Below are 15,363 nucleotides of genomic sequence, written 5' to 3' on the forward strand. Positions count from 1 at the left end.
ATCTCGGCTGGTCGGCTTATCGGTGATAAGTGAAGTATGGGCTTGATTTATGAAGTTTGTACAATGATTGTAGGATTAAGTTTTAGATAACTGACAAGTAAAAGGAAGAGGCTCATTGAACGAAAGACGTGAAAATTTAGAAGACTTTTTTGATGAAGTCATCAATGGTGGTGATTGTTCAGCTTCGATTCTCGATTCTATACTGGACTGTCATCAGCGTTACACGGACTTTGATTTTTACGAAGAGGGTGGTAGTAAAGCCATTTTTAAAGCGCAGGACCAAATGACTCAGCGTCAGATTGCCTTTGCTAAACTGAAAGGAAATTCGACCAAAGGACAAACAGAAAACTTTCTTCGTGAAGCGCGTATAAATGCCTTGCTTCAACACCCCAATATTGTACCTGTTTATGATATAGGTATTAATGAAGATGAACCTTTTTTTGCAATGAAGTTTGTTCATGGTCGAACCTTGGCGTATATCATTCGCTCTTTGCGTAAAAATGAGAGTGCAACTTCAGCAGAGTATGGTCGAACAGAGTTGATTGATATCTTTATTAAAATTTGCGATGCCACTAGTTACGCTCATTCCAATGGGGTTTTACACCTCGATTTAAAACCTGAGAATATAAGAATAGATAATTTTGGAGATGTACAGCTTTGTGATTGGGGCTTAGCAAGATTGATTGATGGTACTGATGAAATTACTGATGAATTTGGCTCTCTTGAACAGTATTCGCTCAATCAAGAAGATATGAATAAATTGACTGTTGATGGATATATTAAGGGAACACCTGGCTTCATGGCTCCAGAGCAGGCAGGAAGCACAGAAGATCGTAAAGGCATTCCCACAGATGTTTACTCGCTGGGAGTCATTTTATATTTTATCCTCTCTTACAAAGAACCTTTTCGAGGCGAAATTAATACGGTTATCGCTAAAACCCTAGAGGGTGATTTTTGCAAGCCTTCAGTTCATAGAGAAAATATCCCCAAAGCTCTGGAATCCATTTGTCTCAAGGCAATGAGCCTGAGAGCTGCGGAGCGCTATAATTCCGTAGGTGCTATGAAAGATGATATATTATCTTACCGCAATGGCTACCTAACAAGTGCTGAAGAGAAAGGTCTTTGGAAGGTCTTTTCTTTATTCATTAAGCGCAATAAAGCCATTAGTTTCAGCTTATTAGCCAGTTTAATTTTAATGTTGATTTTATCATTAGCTTATGTTGATTCTCTCAAAAACGAACGAGATAAAGCCAATAAGGCCTTAACTTTAGCGCAAGAGGAAAAAGAAAAGCGGCAGTACCTCAGTGATCTTGGGGTTGATTTTTTCATCAAACAAGCGACACAGATGGTGGTATTTCACTCATTTGAAGAAGCGGAAAAGGTTATTGAAGAAATACCCGAAAGCGAATTTACTCAAGCTCAGAAAATACAGGTTAGAGACTTGTTTGGACGAGTCGCATTTTATCGGCAGCAATATAAGAAATCCCTTGATTTGTTAGAGGGAACTAAGGAACGAGATAATAAGTTTTTGCGAATGATGGCGAGAAAATATGCAAAAAGAAAATCTTCTGATGAAGTTTTGCTCAAAGGCGATGATTTTGTTGAATTGTTAGATGAATTGGAAGCATTCAATATACAGCATGCTTGGAGTTCTTATGAATATGAAATTCTTCATTACTCAGATATTTATGAGCATATCAAGGCTGTAGAGAAAATGATCCATGTCAAAAATAACAGTGTGGAAAATCTAAATATAAAACTCACTGAAAAAGAGGGGAAATACTTCTTAGATTTATCCAATAACCCAGATGTTCACAGTGTTGTGGGAATTCGCAGCATGCCACTTACGGGTTTGAACCTTTCCGGAAGTGGAATTAAGGATTTTAGAATGGCACTTCTCAAGGATTTACCACTCGAAGAGCTTGATGTCAGCTATTGCAGGCTGACTGATTATGGTTTTTTGAAACATTACAAAAACTTAAAAAAAATAACTGTAAATGCTAAAGAGGCTCAACATCCATCCTTTCTCAAATACGCTAAAGGTCTAGAAGTTATTATCAAACAATAATTAACTAAGTAAATATTCCTTGAATTTGTTACGCCGTGGAAAAATCATCTCTTACTTCTTAAAAGAATATAATATTAGAGTGATATGACCTCCATGAAATTCCCCACAAATCAGTTGTCTAGATTAATGACTAAATCCCTTATTTTAAGTTTAATAATTTCTTTTTTGAATTTTAATACTCTTTTGGCCCAGGTTCATTACAAAGATGATGGTCACCCATGGAATACACGGATAAAAAAAGGGCCCGATGCCGAGGTGCCTGGATGGTACTATAATTTGGGTGTTACTGGAATTAGAGTTCAGTTAGACCCTGTAAACCTAAAGGCACTTCAAGTTAAGTATGTCTTTGCAAAATCACCGGCTTCTAAAAAGCTTTATGTGAATGATTTAATTGTTGGTGTCAATGGCAAGAATTTTCAGAAAGATCATTTAAATGGTTATGGAATGGATAAATTTGGAGCGCAAGGTCCAATTGAAGAATTTGCTCATGTGCTGGATAAAGCACAGACTTTTCAGAGTAGGGGTTATTTAACATTAAATATTCTTCGGAAAAATAAGCCGATCCAGGTGAGATTAAAAGTTTCAACTAAGTATGGAGCTTATGCTGATAGCTATCCAGTCAATTGTAAAAAAAGTAAAAAAATCATCAAAGAACTTCTAGATTATATTATAAAAAATCAATTCCCTAATGGAGGATTTGGTCACCCAGTAGATGACCTTTGGTGTCCTCTCGCCTTGATGGCTAGCGGAGATCGCAAATCAATGAAGGCGGTGAAAAAGAACGTGTATCTACAAGCAAAATCGGTGAGGAATTATAAAAACAGGAATGAAGGGTTAATTAATTGGCATTACGTCACTGCTGGGATTGTATTGAGTGAATACTATTTAAAAACTCGGGATCGCAAGATTCTTCCAGCAATTCAGTTGACCTATGATTTTTTATATAAATCTCAGTATACAGATTATTCTCAGGTGAGTAAAAGGGATCCATTGGGTAATCCAAATCGTAAAAATCCAACAGAAGAGCAAGCGAAAGGTGGATGGGGGCATAATCCGGGTTATCAAGGTTATGGGCCGATCGCAATGATTACAGGTAAAGGCGCACTTGCACTGACACTCATGAGTCGTTGTGGGATCGAAGTTGATCAAGATAGATTGAAAATGGCCTTTGATTTTCTACATCGTGGAACGGGTAATAATGGTTACACATGGTATGCAGATAAGCATTCAGCTCATAATAAGTACGCAGACATGGGACGGACTGGAGTGAGTGCCATTGCTCACAGCCTATCATCAAGTTCCTCTAATGAATATAAAAAACACGCTTTATTACAATCAAAATTGATCGGTGATTTTCCACTCAGCTTTCCAGACACCCATGCATCACCCATATTAGGTATGGGTTACACTGCTTTGGGAGCTTTTGTTGATAAACAAAACTTTCAGAAATTGATGCAAGCCAATCGTTATTGGTTTACCTTATCGCAATGCTATGACGGAACTTTTTATTATCAACCTAATAGGGATAGTAATGGCTATGGTCAAAATTCGCGATTATTACCATCGGCCGTAACGGCGCTTATTTTTCTGATACCCCAAAAAAGCTTGTATATAACAGGGAGGCTTAAGTAAACCTTTACATGATTAGCCAGTTAACAGTAAGGTGGTTTGCGCTTTTTTAGGGTGAAGATTTACAGGTGACAATAATCTAGTGATAGCTAAGAAGATCATAGTACTCACTTTATGGATGTTTTTTGTTACGCCAGCTCTGAAATCTCCTCTTATACTACTAAATGACATAATTTGTTAATTATAATTATCATATAAATTTTTTCTAAAAACAGTTTTACACAATTAAATCTCTATCGAATCAAAGGCAGCCTATGCAAACCTCAGCACTTAAATTTTTTTTGAATTTAAATTTTTTATTAATGTCCCTGTGTTCTATGGGATATACTACGCCCTCTGATAAGATTTATGAAGCAGAAAATGAAAAAAGTGACCAACTCACACATATGAGTAACCATCTAGGTTTTTCTGGCAAAGGCTTTGTAGCTGGTTTCCATAAGAACAATAAGGGTATTCTAACTTTTAAAGTAAAGGCCAGCAAAGCCGGCAAGCAGGACATCACACTCCGTTATTCCGCAGGTTTTGGCAATGCTATAATTATCCTCGGGGTGAATGGTGAAACCCAAGATTTGTCCATTCCGAGTACTGGTAACTGGAAGGTCTGGAGCGATAGCTTCATACCCGTCACACTAAAGGAAGGTCAAAACATAATCACGGTCCAAATGAAGCACTCGACTCATAAGTGTGTGAATATTGATTATCTAGCCTTCGGCAAGCTTAAAACGAGTGAAAGATCCTCTCAAGTTGCAAGTGAATCCACCGAAAAAACTTTGCGTGATGCTTTTTTTAAACCTGGCGGATGGGAGAATATTGCTGATGCCAAAGCTGAGGGTCGCAAACTCATTGTGACTCAAGAAGGCGAAGGAATGATGATCAATGGGCGCAAAGGAAAGACTAATAATATTGCCACAAAGAAGCAGTACAAAGACATTGAATTTCACTTGGAGTTCATGCTCGCTGAAAAATCTAATGCGGGTGTTTATTTCATGGGACGTTACGAAATACAGATCCTCGATTCCTATGGAAAAGATAAATGGGGTTTTGACGTTTTGGGTGGTCTCTATCAACGCTGGCCTCCACAACGTGGTGCCGGTGTTCCAGCAAAAGTAAATGCCGCAAAAAAACCGGGTGAATGGCAAACCATGGACGTTATTTTCCGAGCACCCCGTTTTGATGAAACAGGCAGGAGAATCTCTCAGGCTTTCTTCAAAGAAGTCAAAATTAATGGCCAGTTAGTTCAAGAGAAGCTCTATGCTGTTGGGCCGACTCGCTCTTCTAAATACAACGACGAAGCTCCCACGGGGCCCATCATGATTCAAGGTGATCACGGTCCTATTGTCATCCGCAAAATGACTATTAAAGAAATTGACCTCAGCCATATCAAAACTAAGAAATTATCTCCAGATGAACAACAACCCTTAGCACAAAATGGTGAACCTATGATAGATATGGTCGCCATGGGTAAAGATGTCTTCTTAAACAAGGGCTGCATCGAGTGCCATAACACTACGACAAATGACCAAATCGTTAAAACTGGCCCTCAGATTTATGGTGTTTTTCAAAAGAAGCCCATAAGTATAAAAGTCATGGAAAGCGCCGAAAAACACTTTGTCGATCTGCCTGCCGATAAAGCCTACCTCTACCAATCTCTACGTGAACCTACCGCACACCTCTCTCTTAATAAAAAAGATAGTAACAAACCATTCCTACCTATCATGCCGGCCTTCACGCCTGAAACGCTAAAAGATAGTGAAATCGAAGCCTTATATCACTACCTTATCACTCTCAATGAAGAAAAAAATGCTGGCCCTAAAGTTAGCTGGCTTAATAAACCCAAGGATGAATACAATATCTGGAAAGATCGTGGTTCAGTCATTGTGCAAGATCGCCCTCGTATGCAAAGGGCAGACATTCCTGGGACATCGGCAAGATCCTATTTTGTTGGTTTGCCTGGAAACCTCAACTTCAGCTTTGATCCGCGCACAATGGGGATATCTATGATTTGGAATGGTCCTTTTGTGAGCATTAATGGCATGATGAACGGTCGCGGCAAGAGCAATTCAATCGGTGATAAAGCCGTCTTGTGGACGCAAGGAACGAGTGACTTCTTTACGCCCTATCTGAAAAATGGTAAATTGCTTGATCGTTCCTTTACTGAATCCGCAAAAGTCGATTCCCATTACGTCTCAAAGAACCTAAAGTTTGAGGGTGATTATTTAGAAGAGGTCCGCAAAATGGATAGCAAATTGCTATCTGTGGAAACACCAAAAGGCAAGCTCCCAAAATTCAACTATGAGGTAGAAGGCAATCAACTCGAGCTCACCTTTGAGGTCTTAAAAAACAACTCAATCAAAGCTACTTTTAATGCCAAACTCAAACGTGATCTAAGCCTTAGCATCCCCACTAGTAACTTCACCAATTTCACGGCTAGCGTGGGTTCTATTTTGGCTAATAAATGGACGATCCCTGCAGGCTCCCATGATAATATTAATTTCACTGCTAAGCGCAAGGTTAAGCTCAAAAAAATTCATACTGCAGGAGTGCATTCTGCCCCGGGAGAAAATCTCCAAGGACAAAAAGTTCAGTGGTCCAAAGTCAATGATGCTGAGCAGAAAAAAGCCGGCATGGACCAAGCCTACACACTGCATAATGCTGAAGTTCCTAAAGATATTCACGGTCGCAAACAACTCTTTGAGCCTCTGGGGATTGAGTTTCTTAATAAGGATATTGCTTTTGTAACAACCCGAACTGCTGGTGTATGGAAAGTTGTTAATGACAAGTGGTTTCTTTTCTCGGAAGGTCACTACGATTCACTCAACTTGATCATCGAATCAGAAAACTCTATAGTCATTGGCGAAAAGCCAGGGCTCACGCGCCTCATTGATAGTGATGGGGATAACTGGGCCGACAAGCGCGAAAATATTTCTGATCAATTCCGTTTCAGTGGTAATTACCACGAATACCTACACGGCCCCATTCCCTACAAAGGTGGCTACATCTACAACTTAAACCTTACACACAACTTACCCTCTAATTACAAAGCCGGTGGTAACTTTATGGGTACTGGTGGAGGCCTAAAGGGTTGGATGTGTTACGTCAACAAAGATGGTGATTTTTCTACTTTTGCCAATGGCTTCAGAAGTCCAGCAGGTTTATCGCTCTCACCTGATAAAGAAATCATTTATACCGAAAACCAAGGAGAATACGTCGGTACTTCAAAAGTTTTCAAAGTCGAAAAAGGGAAGTTCTACGGAAATCCTACTGGCCTCGTCGATCTCCCAGGGCTTACTTTCAAAAGTCCAGAGATTCAATGGGATGCGATTAAAGACAATCGTGAACTCGCCATGATCTTACTCCCTCATAATAAGGTCATGAATGCCCCTGGTAATCCAACTTGGGACCTCACAAAAGGCGCTTTTGGTCCATTTAAAGACCAAATGTTCCTTGGTGATCAAACTCAATCCTGCATCTATCGTATTGCCACTGAAACCATCAACGGCATTGAACAAGGCGTTGTCCTTCCCTTTGCAAATAGGTTGGCATCAGGAGTGATGCGTTTGACTTTCAACCCCAAAGACAAGAGCCTATGGGTTGGTCAAACTGGCCGAGGTTGGAGAGCAAGAGGTGGTGCAGAAAGTAGCCTACAGAAGATCACCTTTAATGGTCAACAACCCAATGCGATCTACACTGTAAAGGTAAATGCCAAGGGCTTCGATATTCATTTCACCAAAGCTCAAGACAGTCAAAATTTTGGTCCTATAAAAGTGAGTTCTTGGTATTACGAAGATTCCCGCCACTATGGATCCCCAGAGAAAGGTGGTCGTGCAGAAAAGATTTCATCAATTAAGTGGAGTGTTGACAAAAAGACTTGCGCGGTAGAATTTAAAAGCTTCAGGATTGACGATAAAAAAGTTGCGGGCCATACCTCTAGAGTCTATTACTTCGATTTAACGCAGACTAGCTTTGGCAAAGTTGTTGGTGCTTTTCTATCGAAAGCCTATTACACCCTCAATTCTATACCCAAATAGAGGCGGAGTGGGTAAGTTCTAAAAACAGTTATTTAGTTAGGGCTTGCTGAATAATTGCGTTTTTAAGGAAGAATGATTTGTGACAAGGCGAAGTTGTATAAAAAACTACGAGCCGTAGGCGTAATTATTCTTTCAAAAAACGATTTATAGGGATAGGTCATGCACTATAATTCCATAAAGCTTATTTATTCTCTTGCATAAAAACTCAAAATTAATTTCTTGACGCTTTGATAATTAGATAAAAACATCACGTTCCGTAAGCCCTAGTCATTCGGCAATAATATAGAAAAAGTGCTAGTAGTTAATGCTGAAAGTATACTTTAATCAAGCTCGATAGCGTAAGCTTTGCGAGGGACACTTTTTGTGAATAAAAAGGTTTCCCCCCTCAAACTTCCCCTTCAAAAAAACTTTAAACATTTTATGTTGAGTCCCACGTTTATAGAAACTTAATAGCATTGGGGATAGGTAGCTCATCTTTTTTGATTTATGTTTTTTAGATCCATATTTTTGTTCTGGGGAATGACTGAGAATCATTATTTCTGAAAAGAAAAGTTCCTTTTTGTTACGTCATAGCTATTAACTCCTCTTGTTTAGCTGTGGAGATATTAAATGTATGAGGCTTTGGCAAAAGACTCAGATATTCATCAAGTCATCTATGATAGTTGGTTTACGTGTAAGGAATAGTTGATTTAGTAAGGACAAAATACGGATCTCCTCTCTTTTGTTCATATAATGCTACTTATTGAGAGGATCGTTAAGGTTATGGTTTTTAAAATAGTATATATTTCTAATAATATCCTGTTGCAGAATTAGTTATAAATCTATTTGAGGCGTTGGCAATGAGAGTTATTTTAGAGAGTCGAGGAAGTTTATCAAAGCAAAAATTCACCTTAATAGAGGTTTTGGTTGTTATAGCCATAATCGGCATTTTGGCATCTCTCTTGTTGCCAAGTTTGAGTCATGCCAGAGAAAAAGCGAGAAGAGCCAGTTGTTTATCGGATAACCGCCAATTAGCTATGATGGCCTTTTTCTATGCAGATGATAATAATGGAGTTCTACCCTTGGACGGCAGGAGTGAGGCATCGAATGGATTAAAGCCTCATTTATGGCGCTCTGATATGTTTATGCCCTACATGAGTGGAGTGCCTTCTGTAGATGATCTTGATAATGGAGTCGTCAAATTTGAGGATGTTGGAGCATTTGAAATTTTTAATTGCTCGAGTGCAGATTTTCCATGGCCTGAAACGGATTGGCATACCAATCCCGATCATGGTTCATCAAAGGGTGATATAAGAGCCGTTAAGTTTTACCTCGGTAATGGACAGCAAGTAGAAGCTGGATATTTGCAAAACTGGGAAGATCTCCCCAAGACAATAAGTGATGATCGGCCTACAGAAAAGCTTGTAGTGTCTAGTCAAATTATGTACCAAGCGGCACAGCATAATGGTGCAGATGTTGAGTTTGGACCGACTAGTCACAAAAAAAATGGATGGCCTGAGGGTGCTAATCAGGTCTATTTAGATGGCAGTGGTCGTTGGAAAAGCTTTAAATCCTATCCCTTTATTCCCGATAATAACCATAGTGGCAGTCACGTCAACCCTGTATCTAACTGGGGCCAATGGTGGTGGTAGGATTTATTTCTTAATTTATAATGCACTTAGATAGGAGCACATTAGGTCTTTGAATTGTGCTTACAATGAGAGCTGATAAACGGAGTGATTACATATCCAGTTCAGTATTGAGCCTGAGCACTTCTTTTTTGAGTGCATTCGTACCGCGCTGCCTGTAGACTCTTATGGAAGCTTCCTTCGTACCAAGCTTTTCTGCGGTAGTTTTTGTTGGGGTATTGTTGAAAGAATCCTGTAGTACTATCATGATTCTTTCTGAGATCGATGATCTTAAATTATCGAGGGCTTTCTCTAAAATAAAAACCTTCCACTCTTTTTCGGCGATTTCTTCTATTTCGGAATCACTTATATTATCGACGGAGTGCAGGGCGCTCGAGTATTCAATATTTTGTTTTTCATTTCGACCGGCTTTGGATTTTAGATAAGTTCTAACGACATTTTTAGTAACAACACTCAACCAGGTGCGGAAGCGGCATTTATTTGGCCGGTATTCAAACTTGGGGAGATCCTTCCATAATTGAAGCAGGACATTTTGCAATAGGTCTTGGCAGAGAGATGGATTCAATTTAAAGTTTTTAATAATCACATAAATATAATTTTCGTAGGAATCTACAAAGTCTTCCCAAGTTGCGTCATCACGATCTTTTGTCTGAATACGCTGTATGAGGGTGAAGCGTGTTTTGTACTGATCTTTCATACTCTAATAGATATCATTTATTTTTTAAATACAAATTTGCCTAGGCTTTATAATTCAAAAGAGGCTTTTTTATTAAGTGATTATATGGAAAGCTTGAATTATTACTTGTTCATCTGTTACGCTATTAAACACTTTCCTCTTAATTTAGCAAATAACTTAATTAAATTAAAGGTAAAAAATGGTTTATAAAATTTTTCTCACGGTCTTTGTAAGTCTGACTCTCTTTGCGGACGTACATTTAAATTCGGGTTTAAGTAATTTTGACTTTGGCAATGATCAACTGAGTATAAGTATAGATTCAAATGGCAAACTTAGAAAAGTCCAGTCTCATGGTGAAAACTTAAATCAATACAATAAGCTAGGCCCTTTATTTAGTGTGACCTTGCTTGAACATGTCTATGGCCTCAAAGATGGAAAAAGACGGACAGTAGAACTGAAGCATGCTTCATACAATCAAGGAGAAATTACTCTATCTCCCGCAGCTGGAGAATTACCAAGTTTTACTTTTAAGACAATTGACAAGGGTGATTACTTCATTCTCAAGCTCATATCAATGAAAAATCTTGATAAGGAAAATGCCACAGTATTGACCATGAGAAAACTGGCACATACCACTTGGATGCCACTGGATAGCGTCACTAAAAAAAGCAGTCGTTTTAAGGATGATCCAAAGTTTTTTGGTGTGTTGCAGCGCTCTGATGACTTGCCGCTTGGCAGTATCGCTCTGTGGGCGTCAAAAGAAGGACTCGAAGAAGATGAAGTACTTTACAAAGTGTGGGCCAATGAAAATATGCCCCACCCAAAAGTTGAAGGCGAATGGACTGTGGAACGTGCCAAGCAGTGGATTGCTGATTATATAAAATTAGTTTGCAAAAAGCATACAAGTGAAATGATCATCGGTCCTCGTAAGCCGGAAGATTTGAAAGAAATTTCTCAGCTGGCAAATAAATTTGGTATTTCAAAACTTTATATGCATTTAAATTCCTGGGGAGGGCGTTATTGGGCAAGTGATCGTGATAATCTTGAGGTCAATCATGATATCTTTCCAGGTGGTCGCAAAGATATGGAGGCATTTGGTCAATTGCTCAAAAATAAAGATATGCAGCTCACTCTTAGAAGTATAAGTTATGCATTAGGTGGAAAGCACCCTGAGTACCTTGGCGAAATTCCCCATGCACAACTGGCGACTTGGTGGAAGGGCAAACTTGCTGCAGACATTAATTCACAGGCCACTGAAATCATAGTGGCTGAAACTAATGAGCAGAGAACAGAATTTGATTCTAACTATCGCTGGGACAATATTTTTGGTCGCAAATGTATTCAAATAGGCAATGAGCTCATCACTTTTAAATCATTTGTAGATAATGGTGACAAGACCTGGACTTTGAAAGGCTGCAAGCGTGGTTTTGGCAATTCCCTTGCTACTCATCATCAAGCTGATGTTCCCGCTCGTGGGCTCTACAGAATTTATGGCATTGCTTTTGCACCAGACCCTGACTCTAAGTTAATGAAAGAAATGGCAAAGAATTTTGGTGAATTTCATAACGATATAAATGCAGGTATTGTCAATTTTGATGCACTTGAGGTTCACGAAATGATGTACAATTACGGCGACACCAAATTCATGGGTGAAGTCTATAAGCATATTAAAACGCCCATGCATGGCAGTACCTCGGGACCAGGACTCACTTGGGGCTTTATTGAAGGAATGTTTAACTCAGTAAAAATGGCTGAAGATCCATGGAGAGCTACAAGACCAAAAGGCATTCCATACGCTGTGGATATGAAGCTAGGCTTACACCAAAGTCATTGGTCGGCGAGTAGTCCCTATGCCTATGTTTGGGCAATTCCAGCCAATGCAGCAGCGGGGCGTCAGCTCGCTGTATCAGCGCAAGCGGGTTTTCACGACGTGACAACAGAAATTATTAATCAACATGGCCTTATAGATCACTACGCCAAGGTTTTTAAGCAATGGAGTAAATACGGTTCCCAATTACCTGCGCACATTAGAGAGCGTATCTTTAATTCCTGGTATAAGAATCCTTGGGAAGCGCGTTATTCTTTGATCGATGAACTCTTTCGCTTCGAGGGTGAGGGTAGCTTTTTAAGTGTGGTTCCTTTTAGAATGATGAAGGGAGAGAACGATCGTGGATGGACTTATCATCAGGAGCATGGCACGATATATCCCTATCAGTACCTACGTCCCGGTCAAAGCATGAAGGTGGCGAATCCCTATGAAAATCAGAGCCCGGAGTTCATAATTCGCGTTATGCCTGACTTTAAAAGAAATGTTGATTTTGCTCGTAATCAGTCAAAAGGTGAGAGTGAACAAGATAAAAAATTTAATGATATGCTGGATAAATTTCAGGGAGCATCTGGTGTAGTGATTGAAGAGCAAAAAGTTAATAATGATAATAATACAAAAATTACTTATCGTATTATGCCAGACCCCATGGAGAAAAACCCCAAAAACAAAATACGAATTAAGGGGCCTGTGACTTTTGCTGAAGAGGCCAATGGCCTTCGCATTTCTTGCGCTAATGATTCGGATACACCGCTCAATCAAGTGAATAGTAAAAACGATTCCCTTTCCTGGTACCCTGTAAAGAGTGATATTACCAAAGCAGGGGGCTTAGGTCTGATTGTGCATGGAGATGGCAGTGGATCTATTTTAGTGATTCGAACCAAAGGACAAGGCTCCAGAGACTATATTGTCCATTTAGATTTTAAAGGTAAACGCTATATCGAGATTCCTTCGCCACAGGCTTCATGGGTAGATGCCCGCTGGTTTTTTACAAATGCTTATAAACGCTGGCGCGGAAACAGCATTACCAGCATTGCAATTGGTTTTAATAAGGTAGAAGCAAAATCTAAGACATCTGTACTTATTGAAGATATGCGTTTTTTACCTGAGAAAGAGTCAGTTTTAAAAGATGCTGTCATTCAGGTTGGTGAAGGAAAAATGACTATTCTTGGTGAAGTTGAATCAGGACATTACCTCTGGTATCAGGGAGGTGATTCCGTAAGTGTTTACGATCTGAACTGGAACAAACTAAAAGAGCTTCCCATCAAAAACAATTCATACCAGGCAAGCAATGGTGATAATGAAATTAAGATCATCAATAATAATGAAGGCAATAACCCCTGGCTAGAAGTTCAGTTCTTCGTTAAAGATAAGGCGATGCTTATCAATGAGAAACTCACTCAAGTCAAATAATTTTTTCAACAATATTTTAGTACATATAGGAATAAAAATGAAGTATATTTTAATCAGTTTAATAGTTCTATTGACCGGCTGTGTCTCAAATCAAAATAATGAATGGCAGAGCCTCTTAAATGGCCAGGATTTACAAGGCTGGAGAAATTATAACAGTCAGGAAATTAATGAAAAATGGATCGTGGAAGATGGTGCTATACACTTAACAGAAAAGGGAGGTAAGCACATTGTCTATAATCAGCCCTTTAAAGACTTTGAACTAAAATTACAGTGGAAGATTTCTGAGCGTGGCAATAGTGGGATTTTCCTAAGATCCAGTGAAGGAGATAAATACCCTTGGATGTCGGGGGTAGAAATGCAAATTCTCGATGATGAGAAACATCCCAATGCAAAAAATCCATTGACTAAAGCAGGGTCCTGCTATGATTTAATTGCAGCTCCTGAGGGAGCCGTTAATAAGGCAATGGAATGGAATGATGCGCATATCATTGTAAAGGGCAGTCATTACCAGTTTTTTCTAAATGGAGTCAAGACTGCCGATTTTGATGTGGAGAGTGCGGAATGGAAGGCCTTGATTGCGGGGTCAAAGTTCAAAAAGTATCCCGGTTTTTCAGAAAATAAGCAAGGATTTATTTGTTTGCAGGATCACGGCGATCAGGTTTGGTTCCGCAATATAAAAATTCGCGAATTATAATTCCTATAATTTTTATAGTTTAATTGTTACGCTGATTAAACATGCGCCTCTTATATTTTTAGTATTAGAATAATAAACTTTATTAACTAGGTAAAGATGAAACAGAAATTCACATTGATTGAACTATTGGTTGTAGTGGCCATTATCGGAATTTTGGGTTCGTTATTACTGCCCAGCCTTTCCAAGGCACGCATGACTTCGAGAATTGCTGTCTGCAAAAGTAATTTGAAGCAAGTTTACACGGCTCAAGTACTCTTTGCCGATGACAATGACGGTATGGTTTTTACAAATAACAAGGGTCCTGAATGGATGACTTTAACGAAGTTTAATAAAAATTTTGATTCTGATGGTTTCCCTAAAAATAAATACGCTGGACAGTTTATTCATTCAGATGGATCGCCTTTTTTAGTACCCTATTTAGGACCAAGTGATTCCGCGGTTTATGCTTGCCCGGCTACTGAAATAGATAAAACTTCAGATTACTATCCCACTAATAAATGGGGTTTTAAAGATAGGTCCTACGAGGGGTTTATGGATAGGAATAGTGGATACCCAGTTAAATGGGATCAAGTCTATGCTTTAGGTTTTGATAGTGCTAGTATACACACAAGGCTATGGGCTGAAAAAACGCGAAAGCCCTTTGTTATTGATGCATTTTCTCAATCAGGAGGGCTTGCAGGAGATTCCAAATTCCATAATAACACCGGAAATTATAATCTCTTGGTCACTGATGGCAGTGTCGTTAAATACTATCTACCTTATAGCTTGGCGGATACAGCTGCTAAAAAAATGTATATGGAAGCGGCTATGGGCTATTGATTTAGCTCATCATATATACTAATAAATTAATCACAAACATTATCATAAAACTTAAAAGGAAATCATGAAGTATTTCCTACTTTTGATCATGGCTATCAGTAGCCAAGTCTATGCTCAAGAAGGAGCTTTTTGCTGTAATTTAGATTTACCGGCAAGATTCTAGTATTTCAGTTTAGTAAGGATTTTATCGCTTACGACACTCATAAGGGGAGCTTTTGGAAGTATTGGCAGGCATCTGATAAAAAGCCTGGTGTTGAATTTGTAGGTGTTTACGACCTGAACTGGAATAAACTAAAAGAGCTTCCCATCAGAAATAATTCATGCCAGGCAAGCGATGGTGATAATGAAATTAAAATTATCAACATTAATGAAGGGAATAACCCTTGACTGGAAGTTCAGTTCTTCGTTAAAGATAAGGCGATGCTTATCAATGATAAACTCAGCCAAGTTAAATAATTTCACAGATGTCCGTGTAAAAACACCTAACTTTTAATCAAAAATTTTCTAGTCATTTGTTACGCTGATTAAACATGTGCCTCTTATATTTTTAGTATTAGAATAATAAACTTTATTAACGAGGTAA

The 15,363-nt window shown here is 38.9% G+C and carries 8 protein-coding genes; 7 read left to right on the forward strand and 1 reads right to left on the reverse strand.

All coding sequences use genetic code 11. The features are described 5' to 3' along the window. Positions 1 to 115: 115 nt before the first annotated feature. The 4 genes from PQO01_RS14805 (at position 116) to PQO01_RS14820 (ending at position 9,356) form a co-directional block, all read left to right on the forward strand. Positions 116 to 2,068, forward strand: a complete 1,953-nt coding sequence (locus PQO01_RS14805; protein WP_274314861.1) for a serine/threonine-protein kinase — start codon at positions 116 to 118, stop codon at positions 2,066 to 2,068. Positions 2,069 to 2,194: 126 nt separating this feature from the next. Then, positions 2,195 to 3,700 (forward strand): DUF6288 domain-containing protein, encoded by a 1,506-nt coding sequence (locus PQO01_RS14810; RefSeq protein ID WP_274314862.1) that lies wholly within the window; start codon positions 2,195 to 2,197, stop codon positions 3,698 to 3,700. Between the two features lie 314 nt (positions 3,701 to 4,014). Continuing rightward, positions 4,015 to 7,725: a 3-keto-alpha-glucoside-1,2-lyase-like domain-containing protein gene (locus PQO01_RS14815; RefSeq protein WP_274314863.1), complete on the forward strand. Its 3,711-nt coding sequence runs from the start codon at positions 4,015 to 4,017 to the stop codon at positions 7,723 to 7,725. 839 nt (positions 7,726 to 8,564) lie between these two features. Further along, positions 8,565 to 9,356 carry a type II secretion system protein gene (locus PQO01_RS14820; protein WP_274314864.1) on the forward strand — a complete coding sequence of 264 codons (792 nt, stop codon included), beginning with the start codon at positions 8,565 to 8,567 and terminating at the stop codon, positions 9,354 to 9,356. 88 nt (positions 9,357 to 9,444) lie between these two features. On the opposite strand, the gene PQO01_RS14825 is transcribed toward PQO01_RS14820, so the two are convergent. Further along, complete coding sequence (locus PQO01_RS14825) at positions 9,445 to 10,050, reverse strand: RNA polymerase sigma factor (RefSeq protein WP_274314865.1); 606 nt, start codon at positions 10,048 to 10,050, stop codon at positions 9,445 to 9,447. Positions 10,051 to 10,228: 178 nt separating this feature from the next. On the opposite strand from PQO01_RS14825, the gene PQO01_RS14830 reads away from it, so the two are divergent. The 3 genes from PQO01_RS14830 (at position 10,229) to PQO01_RS14840 (ending at position 14,780) form a co-directional block, all read left to right on the forward strand. Further along, positions 10,229 to 13,267 carry a hypothetical protein gene (locus PQO01_RS14830; protein WP_274314866.1) on the forward strand — a complete coding sequence of 1,013 codons (3,039 nt, stop codon included), beginning with the start codon at positions 10,229 to 10,231 and terminating at the stop codon, positions 13,265 to 13,267. A gap of 37 nt (positions 13,268 to 13,304) precedes the next feature. Further along, positions 13,305 to 13,961: a 3-keto-disaccharide hydrolase gene (locus tag PQO01_RS14835; protein ID WP_274314867.1), complete on the forward strand. Its 657-nt coding sequence runs from the start codon at positions 13,305 to 13,307 to the stop codon at positions 13,959 to 13,961. A 96-nt stretch (positions 13,962 to 14,057) separates the two neighbouring features. Next, positions 14,058 to 14,780: a prepilin-type N-terminal cleavage/methylation domain-containing protein gene (locus PQO01_RS14840; protein ID WP_274314868.1), complete on the forward strand. Its 723-nt coding sequence runs from the start codon at positions 14,058 to 14,060 to the stop codon at positions 14,778 to 14,780. Positions 14,781 to 15,363 lie beyond the last annotated feature (583 nt).

The organism is Lentisphaera marina, from assembly GCF_028745505.1.
Lineage (GTDB): Bacteria > Verrucomicrobiota > Lentisphaeria > Lentisphaerales > Lentisphaeraceae > Lentisphaera > Lentisphaera marina.

Coding starts and splice junctions, on each gene's coding strand:
- PQO01_RS14815 (WP_274314863.1), top strand. CDS start 4,015: ATGGGATATACTACGCCCTCTGATAAGATTTATGAAGCAGAAAATGAA.
- PQO01_RS14810 (WP_274314862.1), top strand. CDS start 2,195: ATGACTAAATCCCTTATTTTAAGTTTAATAATTTCTTTTTTGAATTTT.
- PQO01_RS14820 (WP_274314864.1), top strand. CDS start 8,565: ATGAGAGTTATTTTAGAGAGTCGAGGAAGTTTATCAAAGCAAAAATTC.
- PQO01_RS14835 (WP_274314867.1), top strand. CDS start 13,305: ATGAAGTATATTTTAATCAGTTTAATAGTTCTATTGACCGGCTGTGTC.
- PQO01_RS14830 (WP_274314866.1), top strand. CDS start 10,229: ATGGTTTATAAAATTTTTCTCACGGTCTTTGTAAGTCTGACTCTCTTT.
- PQO01_RS14825 (WP_274314865.1), bottom strand. CDS start 10,050: ATGAAAGATCAGTACAAAACACGCTTCACCCTCATACAGCGTATTCAG.
- PQO01_RS14840 (WP_274314868.1), top strand. CDS start 14,058: ATGAAACAGAAATTCACATTGATTGAACTATTGGTTGTAGTGGCCATT.